The following is a 12,685-nucleotide window of genomic DNA, read 5'->3' as shown; positions in this document are numbered from 1 at the left end:
AAGTGGCTATGCATACAGAAACGGTTGGTGTAATTGGCGCGGGTACGATGGGGGCGGGGATCGCCCTGGTCTGTGCCCGCAAAGGACATAAGGTAAAGCTCTTGGATACCAATCAGGCTGTATTGGACAAGGCGCTCACCTATCTGCAAGCAACCCTGTCCAAGGATGTGGAGAAAGGCAGGATAAGTGACGGACAGAAAGCGGAAACGCTCGCACTGGTGGACTTCGTCTCCGACATGGAGCTTCTGGCTGTGTGCGACATTGTGATTGAAGCGGTGCCGGAGCGGCTTGATTTGAAAAAGAACATTTTCGGCGGACTTTCCCGGATTTGCCGCAGCGACGCGCTGCTCCTGACCAACACCTCCTCCATCTCCATCACGGAAATTGCCGGGGGATTGCCCCATCCCGAGCGCATCCTCGGATTTCATTTTTTCAATCCCGCGCCGGTCATGCCGTTGGTTGAGGTGATCCGGGGAACCAAATCCAGCGAGGAAAACGTCCAGCGAGCCTATCGCTTTGCGGAGGAGCTGGGCAAGGTGCCGGTGCTGGTTACGGACTCGCCGGGCTTTATCGTCAACCGCATCGCCCGTCCATACTACAACGAAGCACTGCGCATCCTCGGCGACAACCTGGCCGATGTGGAAAAGATCGACCGGATCATGAAGCGGGCCGGCGGATTCAAGATGGGGCCGTTTGAGCTTCAGGACATGATCGGCATCGACATCAACTTTGCCACCACCCAATCGGTCTATACCGATTTCTTCCACGAAGGACGATTTAAGCCCAGCCGGATTCAGCAGCGGATGGTACAGGCCGGAAGCCTGGGCAGAAAGACGGGGGAAGGTTTCTATGACTACAACAAATAAGGCCGTTTTACTGGTGGGCGACAGTCCGCTTTATGGGGAGCTGCATCAGTTGATCACGGATCGCGGATACCGGGTGCTCTCGCTTGAGGAAGCGGCAGTCCAGCCGGAGGCCGTATCCCTCGCCATCGAAGTGAACAGCGTCCATTTGCAGGCAAAAGAGGAGCTGATCCGAAAGCTGGATCAACTGCTTGTGCCAGCGGTGCCGATCGTCACCACGTCGCTGGCGATCACCGCGACGGAGACAGCCTCCTGGACAAAGCATCCCGGGCGAGTCTGCGGATTTGGAACTCTGGCGCCTCTGGCGGAACGGGAACTGATCGAAATCGCCCCCGCGCTGCAAACGGAGGAAGCCGCCGTCAGGGCGACAGAATCGTTTTTCCAATCGCTCGGCAAGGAGACGGAACGGGTGGAGGACGAGGTGGGCCTCGTGTTTCCGCGCATTCTCTCGCTGATTATCAATGAAGCCGCCTTCACTCTGATGGAAAAGACGGCGACACCCAGGGACATCGATACCGCGATGAAACAGGGAACCAACTACCCATACGGACCACTGGAGTGGGCGGACCGGATCGGATTGGACGAAATCTATGCGATTACTCGCGGACTGCAGCGCGATCTGGCGGAGGAGCGCTACCGGACTGCGCCGCTTTTGCGCAAGCTGGTGCTGGCCAACCGAGTCGGTGTGCGCAGCGGGCAGGGCTTTTACACCTATGACGCAAAAGGGGGGTGTGGCGTATGAGGCGGACACAATCGGATGCGTATGTGGCAGCGGCGGTTCGCACGCCCATCGGCAAGCTGGGCGGCAGCCTGAAACACACACCCATCGACGATCTGACGGCTATCGTCTTGAACGGGGCATTGCAGCGGGCAGGCCAGACCGGTGACGCGGTGGATGGCGTCATCATGGGCAACGTGATTTCGGCAGGCCCCTTCATCAACATCGCCCGCGTGGGGCTGTTGAAGGCTGGACTGCCGGAGTCCGTGCCGGGGCTGACCGTCAACCGGGTGTGCGCGTCCGGACTGGAAGCGATCAATCTGGCGGCGCAGTCGATCCAGGCGGGACACAGCCGCGTCATGCTGGCTGGCGGCGTGGAAAACCTGACCCGCTCTCCGTATATCATGGAAAAATTCGAGCAGCCGTACCAGCGCGGCGGACAGACGCTGATGGAATCGTTCGGCGGACCGCGCTCTGCGCCCGTTTCGCTCTATGGCGATCTGACCATGGGGGATACGGCGGAAAACGTCGCCGAGCAATACGGCATCAGCCGCGAGGATCAGGATCAGTTTGCGCTGGAGAGCCAGCAGCGGGCCCTGGCCGCCATCGACGAAGGCCGGTTTCGCGAGGAAATCATCCCGGTCACCCTGGTTGGCAAAAAGGGAGAAGAAACGCTGTTTGACACGGACGAATTCCCGCGCCGCGATACGAGTCTGGAGTCGCTTGCCAAGCTGCGCCCGGCTTTCCGCAAAAACGGCAGCGTCACGGCGGGCAACTCGTCCGGCATCAATGATGGTGCGGCCGCTGTGCTGCTCATGAACGAAGAGAAGCTGAAAGAGTCCGGTCTGGAACCGCTTGGACGCATTGTTCATTTTGCTTGTGCCGGCGTGAATCCGCGCATCATGGGCATCGGACCGGTTGCAGCCATTCGCAAGCTGCTTTCTGAGGTCAACATGAGTATAGACCAGATCGACCTGTTTGAGCTGAACGAAGCCTTTGCCTCGCAGGCGCTTGCCTGCATGCGCGAGCTGGGGCTCCCTCCAGAGAAGACCAATGTGAACGGAGGAGCGATTGCCCTGGGCCATCCGCTGGGATGTTCCGGCGCACGTTTGCTGGGGACGATTTTGTACGAACTGCGCCGCCGCAAGCAGCGCTATGGAGTCGTCTCCTTGTGCATCGGCGGCGGACAGGGCCTGGCCACGCTGGTGGAGGCACTGTAGAGGTAGGGGAGAAGTCTGTACGCGATGGAGGAGTCGGAGATGAATACACCTGTTATTGTAGACGCCTTGCGGACGCCAATCGGCCGCTATGGCGGCGGATTGAAGGATGTGCGCCCGGACGACCTGGGAGCGCTGGTGATTCGCAAACTGTTGGAACGCAACCCGATTGATCCCAAGAGTATCGACGATGTGATTTTTGGCTGCGCGAATCAGGCGGGAGAGGATAATCGCAACGTAGCCCGGATGTCCCTTCTTTTGGCAGGGGTGCCGGTCGATGTTCCCGGTGTGACGGTAAACCGTCTGTGCGGGTCCGGGCTGGAGGCTGTCAACCAAACGGCTCTCGCGATCAAGGCAGGTGCCGGCCAGGTGTATATCGCTGGCGGCACCGAGAGCATGACCCGCTCGCCGCTGGTGATGATGAAGCCAGGCACAGCTTTTCAGCGCGGCAATCAGCAGCTGGTGGACACCACGCTGGGCTGGCGGCTGGTCAACGATAAAATGGTCGAAATGTATCCGCCGATCAGCTTGGGCGAAACGGCTGAAAATGTGGCGGAACAATACCAGATCAGCCGGGAAGATCAGGACGCATTTGCACTGAGAAGTCAGCAGAACTATGCCCGTGCTTTGGCCGAAGGAAAATGGGAAGCGGAGATTGTTCCGGTGGAGATTCGCGGACGCAAAGGGGAAGTCACGCTGTTTGAGCGCGATGAGCATCCACGCCCGGAGACGACGATGGAGCAGCTGCAGAAGCTGAAGCCCGCATTCAAGGCAGACGGCACTGTAACAGCAGGCAACTCCAGCGGTCTTAATGACGGGGCCTGCGCCCTGTTGGTCATGGAGCAGAAAGCGGCGGAAGCGGCGGGATTGAAGCCGCGCGCCCGTATCGTGGCTTCCGCTGTCGCCGGAGTCGATCCTTCCGTCATGGGCATCGGTCCGGTTCCCGCTACACGCAAGGTACTGAAGCAGGCGGGCTTGACGATCGACCAGATCGACCTGTTTGAATTCAACGAGGCGTTTGCCGCACAGGCGGTAGCCAGCGTGCGCGAGCTGGGGGTAAATCCCGAGCTGGTCAATGTGAACGGCGGAGCGATCGCGCTGGGTCATCCTCTGGGATGCAGCGGGGCGCGCATTCTCACCACGCTGCTGTATGAAATGGAGCGGCGCGACGCCCGTTACGGCCTGGCCGCCATGTGCATCGGCGTAGGTCAGGGCATCGCCACGATTATCGAGCGGATGTAAGGCCAAAAGGAGGCGGAATCCTTGAAAAGCGGACTGCAGCCAGGTGCGACAGCGGAGTGTACGGTCACGGTAACGGAAGAAATGTTCCCGGCCTTTGACGGTGAGGTGGTCCATCAGGTGATGTCCACCGTCAGCATGATCTACTACATGGAAAAGGCCGGGCGATACGTCATTTTGCCCTATCTGGAGGAGCATGAGGAAGGCTCTGGCTTTGCCCTCAATATCAAGCATGTCGGACCGGCGGTAGTCGGCCAGGAGGTCACCTTTCGCGCCGTGTGCACGGATGTGACGGAAAAACGAGTGGTTTGCCAGGTCACAGCGGAAACCACCCGCAATCTGGTTGGGTTGGGCACGTTTACGCAGGCGATTTTCAACAAGCAGGAAGTCAGGCAGAGATTCCAGCAATTGCAGGAAGAGGTCCACACGAAAAATAAATGCGACAGAAGTGACAGAAAAAATTGACTATCGTGAAACGTTTTAATATAATAACGTTGCAATTACGTAATATTAATTTATCGACATATTCACTGGGTCGATTCACGTGCTTGCAGAGAATATGGTACAATTTCACAGCAATAGTATGAATCGATCTGGGGGTAGTGATACGTGAAGCCACAATCCATGCTTTTTACCATTTACGGTGAATATGTCCGCCACTATGGAAGTGAAATCTGGATCGGCAGTCTGACCAAATTGATGGGGGAGTTCGGGTTGTCGGAACCGGCAGTTCGAGCGGCCATTTCCCGGATGCTCCGCCAAGGCTGGCTGGAATCGCGGAAAGTAGGGAACCGCAGCTATTACTCCGTGTCCAGCCGGGGCAAGAAACGCTTGGAGGAGGCGGCCGCACGGATCTACAAGGTGGAGACGGATGTCTGGGACGGGAAGTGGTGCATTGCCAGCTACAATATACCCGAGGAGCGCCGAGCATTGCGTGATCAACTGCGCAAGGACCTGGGCTGGATGGGATTTGGCATGCTGACGACCAGTACCTGGATCAGTCCCAACAACCTCGCCGACCGTGTCAAGGAACTGACCGAGGCATACGAGATTACGGAGCATGTGGAGATTTTCACGGCCGAGCATCTCGGCTGGAGCGATCCCAAGCAACTGGTGCAGAAGTGCTGGAATATCGATGAAATCAATGAGAAGTACAAGGAATTTATCGATGCCTATCGTCCACAGTATGAGGCGCTGGCAGATTGCCTCCGCCAAAACAAGGAGGTAGCCGACAGCTACTGCTTTGTGGAAAAAACCAAGTTGGTTCACCAGTACCGCAAATTTTTGTTCATCGACCCTGATCTGCCGCAGGAATTGCTGCCGGAGGTCTGGTTGGGCAAGGAAGCGGATCAGTTGTTTCAAAATTACTACTCCATGCTTAATCCAGGGGCAGTTCGATTCTTCGAGTCCGTCTATGAGGCAGCGCCGCAAAAATAGTGGAGGCCGAGGAAAGAAAAGCCCTAGTACATCTAAGGCTTTTCTTTCTAAGTGTTTTCCAAAAAATATATTGTAAGCGTTTCAAATGGGATAAAAATGTGCGAAATAAGGGGGTACAGCACAGATATGACGGAATTGCTTCAATATGTTGCAAACGGCCTTGTCAGCGGCGGGATTTACGCCATCGTAGCTGTTGGATTCATCACGATTTACAGTGTCAGCAAAGTGATCAATCTGGCGCAGGGCGAGTTCCTGATGCTTGGCGGCATGATGACCGTGGCACTGATCGGTATGAATATTCCGTACGGCGAGGCCGCGCTCCTGGCTATCGCCGCTGTCACGCTGATCGGGGTGCTGATGCAGAAATACGTCATTGCCTATGTGAAAAATAGCAATCCAATTAGTTTGATCATTTTGACAATCGGCATATCCACATTGATTCGCGGCATTGCCAGCACTGCCTGGGGCAAGGATGCGTTTGCCCTCGCACCCATTACCAGCAATGAGCCGATCTCGTTTGCGGGCGTCAATATCGCCCAGCAAAGCGTCTGGATTCTCCTGTCAGTCCTCATCATTCTGTTCTTGCTGTGGTTTTTGATGGAAAAAACGATTTTGGGCAAAAAGATCAATGCCTGTTCAATCAATCCGATGGCCGCCCGCCTGATGGGCATTAGCCCGGCCAAAATGAGCATGCTTGCTTTTGCGATCAGCGGCGCTACCGGTGCCATCGCGGGCATCGTGATTGCGCCGCTCAACGTCACCTCCTACGACGTCGGCGTGCTGCTCGGCATCAAGGGTTTTTCCGCCGCGATTCTGGGCGGACTGGGCAATCCGCTGGGGGCTACGGCCGCGGCTTTCCTGCTTGGCATCGTGGAATCGCTGGGAGCGGGCTATGTCAGCTCGGGGATGAAGGACGCCTTCGCGTTTCTCGTGTTGATTGGCGTGCTCCTGATCAAGCCATCCGGCATCTTTGGTGAACGAAGTGTAGGCAAGGGAGGTTTATGATGATGCAGGCGATCAACAAATGGGGAAAAAGCTTCGGAATCTATCTGCTGCTGGTGATACTCTTTCCCTTCATCATGCCGGATGAGTATTACCGTTCAGTAGGGATTATCATCGGTCTTCATGCGGTTGTTTCCATCGGACTGTGTCTGGTGATGGGGCTTGCCGGTCAAATTTCGCTTGGTCAAGCCGCGTTCTGGGGAATCGGCGCTTACACGTCGGCAGTATTGACTACAAAATACGGCCTTTCCCCGCTGATCGGCCTGATCGCCTCAGGGCTCTTGCCAGGGCTGTTCGCTTTTATCCTGGGACGTGCGATCGCCGGACTGCAGGGCTACTATCTGGCGATGGCGACCCTCGCGTTTGGCTACATCGTGCAGATCGGAATCAATGAGTGGGAACCGGTAACCGGCGGGGCCAGCGGGATGATCAGCATCCCACCGATTCCCTTTTTCGGAGAAAGCGAGTTGTCCATGTACTACCTGATCTGGGGTGTGGTCACCTGCGTCCTGCTCTTCTCGCTCAATCTGCTGCATTCGCGGGTCGGCCGGGCGTTCCGGGCGATTCACAAAGGCGAGATCGCCGCTACTTCGATGGGTATTGATGTGCGCAAATTCAAGCTGAATGCCTTCGTCATCAGCGGCATGTTTGCGGGAATTTCCGGCGGCTTGTACGCCCACTACATGGGGATCCTCGACCCGCAGCCGTTCGGGCTGCACGATTCGATCAAGTTTCTGACGATGGTGGTCATCGGCGGGATGACGAGCATCTGGGGGGCATTGGCCGGTACAGTGCTGATCAATTCCATCAGCGAAGGCCTTGTGATGCTGAGTGAAGTGATCCCGGGCCTGCAGGGCGACTTCGATACAATTGTGTTCGGCGCCATTCTTATGCTGATCATCATGTTCATGCCGGAGGGGATCGTCCCCTGCATTCGCGCAGCCTATGAAAAGGCGGCCGCAAAAAGGGCAAAGGCCAAACAGGTTCAGAAACAGTCGGAGCAAGTGGTGGAAAGGAAGGCGGCGACATGACAGCACTGTTGGAAGTACAAAACCTCTCACGCGATTTTGGTGGCGTTCGGGCTGTCAATCGGGTAGATTTTCAGGTGCAGCAGGGGGAAATTCTGGCGCTGATCGGTCCCAACGGTGCGGGAAAAAGCACGGTGCTCAACATGGTGTCGGGGGTCATCCCTCCATCTGAAGGGGAAATCCGGTTTGACAACAAGCTGATGGCGAGCGTGCCAGGCTATGAATACGCCGGACTGGGCATCACGCGAACCTTTCAAAATCTGCAAACCTTCGATGACATGACGGTACTGGAAAACGTGATGGTGGGGATGCATACGAGGACGCGCTCCAGCCTGTTTGCCTGCGGGATGAATCTGGCAAGCGCACGGAGCGAAGAGCGCGAGATGCGAAAGCGGGCCCAACTCTGGCTGGAGCATGTCGGACTGGACGCGGAGTCCGCATCGCTTGCGGGCAGTCTGCCTTACGGAAAGCTGAGACTGATGGAAATCGCCCGCGCGATGGTGGCGGAGCCGCGGCTGTTGCTCTTGGATGAGCCGGCGGCTGGCTTGAATCATACGGAGACGTTAGAGATGAGCCGGATGTTTCAGGATATTCGCAAAAACGGCACGGCCATCCTCTTGGTGGAGCATGACATGGACATGATCATGACGATTGCCGACCGCATCGTGGTGCTGGATCAGGGAACCAAAATAGCGGAAGGAACACCGCGCGAAATCCAGGAAAACCCGCGGGTAATCGCGGCGTACCTGGGCGAGGACGAAGAGTGAGACAGGTGGGGTGACGAGATGGAGAAGGCGATTCTGAAAGTGGAGAATCTGACCGCACGCTACGGTCCCGTGGAAGTGCTGCACAGCATCAACCTGCAAGTGAACGAGGGGGAGATCGTCTCCCTGCTCGGTTCCAACGGAGCGGGCAAAACCACGCTGCTGAACTGCATCTGTGGGTTGCACAGCGCCAAGGAGGGCAAGGTATGGTTCCGCGATGCCGACATTACAAGCGTTTCGGCGGAACTGGTGGTTGGCCGGGGCATGGCCCATGTGCCGGAGCGCAGGCAAATCTTTTCCACGCTGACGGTGGAAGACAATCTCTGGCTGGGCGCATCTCACCGGATGCCCAAGACCAGCAAGAAGGAGATTGCCAAAGAAATGGAGACCGTCTACCAGCGCTTTCCGATTCTGGCGGAGCGGAAGTGGCAACTGGGCGGGACGCTCTCGGGCGGACAGCAGCAGATGCTGGCGATCGGGAGGGCGCTGCTTTCACGGCCGAAGCTGCTGCTGTTGGATGAGCCGTCGCTCGGACTGGCGCCGCTGATCGCCAAGGAAATCCTGCAAATCGTGCAGGAGATTCGTTCCCAGTGGGGGACGACCGTTCTTCTGGTGGAGCAGAATGCCCGTGCTGCGCTGGCTATCTCTGACCGCGCCTACGTGCTCTCCACAGGAACCGTCATGCTGGAGGGAACCGCTGAAGAGATCAGAAACGATTCACGTGTGCAATCCGCTTATCTGGGCCATGCTCATGAAGCGGTTTGACCTATACAAGAAAACCGAAAATCAAGGGGGGGTTACGATGAAAAAAAGACAGATGACCAAATGGCTGTATCCGTTGGCGCTCGCTTCCCTCGTCCTGCTCAGTGCCTGTGGCGGGGGAGCGAAACCGGCTGCAGACGCCGGGGCAGGGGCAGGGCAAACCGCTTCGGCTGGAGAGACCAGCAAGGAGCCGATCAAGGTGGGAGCAATCTTTTCCTTGACGGGATCGAACAGTCCGCTTGGAGTGCCGGCAAAGCAGGCGGTTGAAATGCTGGTAAAAGAGATCAATGCCGAGGGCGGGGTAAATGGACATCCGCTGGAAGTCGTGTTTGAAGACGACAAGTCCGACAACACCGAAGCGGTGAAGGCGATTAAAAAGCTGGTGTCCAAAGAAAAGGTGGTTGCCGTACTGGGCTCCTCCGGAAGCGGGCCGTCCCTGGGGATGGCTGAATTTGCCGCAGCGGAAAAGCTGCCGATGATCTCGATGGCAGCCGCCGACCAGATTACCAATCCGGTTCGTGCGGGCATCTTTAAAACTCCGCATACCGATGTACACGGAACCAAGCGCATCTTTAAATACCTGAAGGAAAAAGGCATCACCAAAATTGCCACATTGAACGACAGCAACCCGTACGGCAGCGGCTGGACAGCGCAGCTGCAGAAGTATGCCCCAGAATACGGCATCACCATAGTTGCCGAGGAAAAATACGGGACCAAAGATCCGTCGATGAGCTCCCAACTGACGAAAATCAAGGGAACCGATGCGCAGGCGCTGATCGTGGCGGGTACAAACCCCGGCCCGGCGACTATTGTAAAGGAAGCAAAGCAGCTGAACTTGACGATTCCGTTCATCAGCAGCCACGGCTCTGCCAACAGAAAGTTCCTGGAACTGGCTGGGGATTCGGCGAACGGCGTCCTGATGGTAGCGGGTAAACTGCTGGTGCCGGATCAAGTGGATGCCAACGACCCGCAGGCGGCCATCATCAAGAAATTCGTGGATAGCTATAAAGCCGCTTACAATGCGGAGCCGGATGGTTTTGCCGGTTACGGTTACGACGGATTGAATCTGCTGGTGGAAGGTCTGAAGCAGGCAGGCGGCGATGTATCCAAGCTGGGCGAAGTGCTGGAAACGGTAAAATACGTGGGGGTAACAGGCGAGTTTACCTTCTCCGCTGAAGATCACAACGGTCTGACCGAAGACAGCATGATCATGGTTGAAGTGAAGGATGGAAAATACCAGGTCGTAAAATAAAGCGAAACGACCGATACAGACTGTAACCTATACGGCTGTTCTTTCCGCGAAAGGATGGAAGCGGAGGGGATGGCCGTTTTCTCACCAGACGCAAGGAGGTACGAACATGTCTCAATTGCTAGGCAGTATTCTTACAGTTGCGCCGATTCTGCAAAAGGCGTTTTTGTTCGATTGCATGGTAGGAGTCACGGACAGGGAGAAGTTCCTGGCGTATTATCCGGCACCAGGGTTAAACCTGGGGATCAAGGTGGGCGACTCGCTCCGGCCGGGCAGCATCAATGCCACGGCGGTTGCGGAGGAGCGGCGTGTTGTGCGCAAAATCGGCAAGGAGATTTACGGGATCCCCTATGTGGCTGTGGGCTACCCCATTATCGAGGACGGACAGGTGGTTGGTTGTCTGGCCACCGGCGTGACTACCGAGCAGGAGGATCGACTGCGCGAAATTGCCAAGAATTTGACCGATGCTCTCGAAGATATCGCGCTCCATACGGAAAGCCTGGCCAAGGAGGCGGATAACCTGGCACAGGCCAGCCATACACTAAATGACGCGGCTGTGCAGATGGAGAAGAAGATCGCGGAAACCTCGCAGATCAACGATTTGATCCGCACGCTTTCCACGCGCTCCAACGTGCTGGGCTTAAACGCTGTGCTGGAGGCAGTGCGGGCAGGTACAGCAGGTCGCGGCTTCTCAGTCGTAGCCGAGGAAATCAGGCACTTGTCACAAACCACGTCTTCGTCAGCCAAAAGCATTTTCCGAATCCTGGATGAAATGAATCAGCTGGTGAGCGTGGTATCCGGGCAAATGGAACATACGTTAAATCACAGCATTCAGCAGTCTACGCGGATTCAGGAGCTGTACGCGGTCATGCAGCGATTGCGGGACATGGCGGATCAGTTGAAGCAGGCAGCGGAATCAACGGCCCGCGAAGAATAAGCAAACCAAAAGAAAGCTTGAAATCAAATGAAAGTTGCGCCTATTGCAAAAAGGTATGACGTTATGATATTATTACGTTACAAAAACGTATTATTAAAAAATCATAATAAATCGGTCAAAAGGAGGTCTTTCTCCATGCAAGCACAGATTGAACGTTCTCATCTGACAGAGGATGAAAAATTGGAAGCGTTTTTAGCGCGAATTGATCGCGGGGAAAAAATCGAAGCGGACGACTGGATGCCGTACGCTTACCGCAACCAGCTGATCAAGCTGATCTCGATGCACGGTATCAGTGAAATTATGGGCGCACTGCCGGAGAAGGAGTGGGTGCCAAAAGCACCGACGCTTCGCCGTAAGCTGGCGATCATGGCCAAGGTTCAGGACGAGATGGGACACGGCCAGCTTCTTTTGCGGGTAGCGGAAGACCTGATGGCTCCTTTGGGCAAGACGCGTGAAGACCTGATGAATGATTTGTTTACGGGCCGACTGAAGTTTCACAACGTATTCCACATGGCAGCGCCAACCTGGGCAGACGCTGGTGTGATTGGCTGGCTGGTTGACGGAGCGGCAATCATTACCCAGACGATGTCGCTCGATTCCTCCTACGCGCCGTATGCGCGCGCGCTGCACCGGATTTGCGCGGAAGAGAAGTTCCACGCCCAGCATGGCGAAAGCATCGTGCTGGAGCTGGCAGAGGGAACAGCAGCTCAGCGTCAGATGCTCCAAGAAGCGATCACCCGCTGGTGGCCATCGCTCTTGATGTTCTTCGGACCGCCGGAAAACGGCACGATTACCAGCAACCAGGAACAGAACATGCGCTTCAAGATTCGCACACAGACAAATGAAGAGCTGCGCCAAGCTTTTCTGAATAAATATGTCCCGCGGATCTTCCACCTCGGGTTTACGCTACCGGACGAAACCATCCATTATGATGAGGCGACAGATCAATGGGTGTACCAGCAGCCGGATTGGGAAGAGTTTAAGCAAATTGTCAAAGGAAACGGTCCACGTTCGGCCCATCGTCTGAAGCTGCGGTCCATGTCTTATGAAGAAACCAAATGGGTGCGCGACGCGATCTTGTCATTCGGTCGCCAGGCAGGGTAGGTGAATGGAATGAGCACGGAAGCGAATAAAAAGGAAACATTTTCTGTATATGAAGTATTCAGCCAGAAAAACGTCAACAGCTCGTTTGTCCATCAGTTCAGCCTGCTTGCGCCCAACGCGGAGGTAGCCCTGACCATGGCGCGGGAAAATTTCCTGCGCCGCGAGCCCTGCTTCAACCTCTGGGTGGTAAAGCGGGATGACATTCACGGTCTCGCGCCGGAGGAGCGTCCGCTGCTGGAGCGTCTTGACAACAAGAGCTATCGGGAGACAAAAGGCTACGGAGACCTGCAGGCAAGATGGCGCCAACACAAGGAAAAGTACGAAGAACAGCAGAAACATGAAGGCAACGGCAACTGAGAGGGAGG

14 protein-coding genes are annotated in these 12,685 nt (G+C 56.1%); all 14 read left to right on the top strand.

Annotation, left to right across the window (positions count from 1 at the left end; genetic code table 11):
- Nucleotides 1-8: 8 nt before the first annotated feature.
- The 14 genes from HGBM_RS13275 (at nt 9) to paaB (ending at nt 12,677) form a co-directional block, all read left to right on the top strand.
- Nucleotides 9-866, top strand: a complete 858-nt coding sequence (locus tag HGBM_RS13275) for a 3-hydroxyacyl-CoA dehydrogenase family protein (protein ID WP_026074395.1) — start codon at nt 9-11, stop codon at nt 864-866.
- The gene (locus tag HGBM_RS13270; protein ID WP_019121596.1) at nt 850-1,605 is read left to right on the top strand and encodes a 3-hydroxyacyl-CoA dehydrogenase family protein; all 756 of its coding nucleotides are present in this window, start codon (nt 850-852) and stop codon (nt 1,603-1,605) included. Before HGBM_RS13275 ends, HGBM_RS13270 begins: the two co-directional genes overlap by 17 nt.
- Nucleotides 1,602-2,801 (top strand): thiolase family protein, encoded by a 1,200-nt coding sequence (locus tag HGBM_RS13265; RefSeq protein WP_019121595.1) that lies wholly within the window; start codon nt 1,602-1,604, stop codon nt 2,799-2,801. The genes HGBM_RS13270 and HGBM_RS13265 overlap by 4 nt, the downstream gene beginning before the upstream one ends.
- 39 nt (nt 2,802-2,840) lie before the next feature.
- A complete protein-coding gene (locus HGBM_RS13260; RefSeq protein WP_019121594.1) occupies nt 2,841-4,040 on the top strand; it encodes a thiolase family protein in 1,200 nt (399 codons plus the stop codon).
- Nucleotides 4,041-4,061: 21 nt separating this feature from the next.
- Nucleotides 4,062-4,502, top strand: coding sequence for a thioesterase family protein (locus HGBM_RS13255; RefSeq protein ID WP_019121593.1), 441 nt, complete (start codon nt 4,062-4,064; stop codon nt 4,500-4,502).
- A 144-nt stretch (nt 4,503-4,646) separates the two neighbouring features.
- Nucleotides 4,647-5,474: a phenylacetic acid degradation operon negative regulatory protein PaaX gene (paaX, locus tag HGBM_RS13250; RefSeq protein ID WP_019121592.1), complete on the top strand. Its 828-nt coding sequence runs from the start codon at nt 4,647-4,649 to the stop codon at nt 5,472-5,474.
- 126 nt (nt 5,475-5,600) lie between these two features.
- A complete protein-coding gene (locus HGBM_RS13245; RefSeq protein ID WP_019121591.1) occupies nt 5,601-6,479 on the top strand; it encodes a branched-chain amino acid ABC transporter permease in 879 nt (292 codons plus the stop codon).
- On the top strand, nt 6,479-7,507 hold the full coding sequence (locus HGBM_RS13240; protein ID WP_019121590.1) for a branched-chain amino acid ABC transporter permease: 1,029 nt from the start codon (nt 6,479-6,481) through the stop codon (nt 7,505-7,507). The genes HGBM_RS13245 and HGBM_RS13240 overlap by 1 nt, the downstream gene beginning before the upstream one ends.
- Entirely contained in the window at nt 7,504-8,271 is a 768-nt protein-coding gene (locus HGBM_RS13235; protein WP_019121589.1) for an ABC transporter ATP-binding protein, read from the top strand. The genes HGBM_RS13240 and HGBM_RS13235 overlap by 4 nt, the downstream gene beginning before the upstream one ends.
- A gap of 18 nt (nt 8,272-8,289) precedes the next feature.
- Nucleotides 8,290-9,033 (top strand): ABC transporter ATP-binding protein, encoded by a 744-nt coding sequence (locus HGBM_RS13230; RefSeq protein WP_019121588.1) that lies wholly within the window; start codon nt 8,290-8,292, stop codon nt 9,031-9,033.
- 37 nt (nt 9,034-9,070) lie between these two features.
- Nucleotides 9,071-10,282: an ABC transporter substrate-binding protein gene (locus tag HGBM_RS13225; RefSeq protein WP_019121587.1), complete on the top strand. Its 1,212-nt coding sequence runs from the start codon at nt 9,071-9,073 to the stop codon at nt 10,280-10,282.
- Between the two features lie 106 nt (nt 10,283-10,388).
- Nucleotides 10,389-11,216 carry a methyl-accepting chemotaxis protein gene (locus HGBM_RS13220; protein ID WP_019121586.1) on the top strand — a complete coding sequence of 276 codons (828 nt, stop codon included), beginning with the start codon at nt 10,389-10,391 and terminating at the stop codon, nt 11,214-11,216.
- Between the two features lie 135 nt (nt 11,217-11,351).
- Nucleotides 11,352-12,320 carry a 1,2-phenylacetyl-CoA epoxidase subunit PaaA gene (gene paaA / locus HGBM_RS13215; RefSeq protein ID WP_019121585.1) on the top strand — a complete coding sequence of 323 codons (969 nt, stop codon included), beginning with the start codon at nt 11,352-11,354 and terminating at the stop codon, nt 12,318-12,320.
- A 9-nt stretch (nt 12,321-12,329) separates the two neighbouring features.
- Nucleotides 12,330-12,677 carry a 1,2-phenylacetyl-CoA epoxidase subunit PaaB gene (gene paaB / locus HGBM_RS13210; RefSeq protein WP_019121584.1) on the top strand — a complete coding sequence of 116 codons (348 nt, stop codon included), beginning with the start codon at nt 12,330-12,332 and terminating at the stop codon, nt 12,675-12,677.
- The last annotated feature ends 8 nt before the right edge of the window (nt 12,678-12,685 follow it).

The organism is Brevibacillus massiliensis (genome assembly GCF_000311785.1).
Taxonomy (GTDB): Bacteria; Bacillota; Bacilli; order Brevibacillales; family Brevibacillaceae; genus Brevibacillus_C; species Brevibacillus_C massiliensis.
This window is presented reverse-complemented; position numbering and strand designations above follow the sequence as displayed.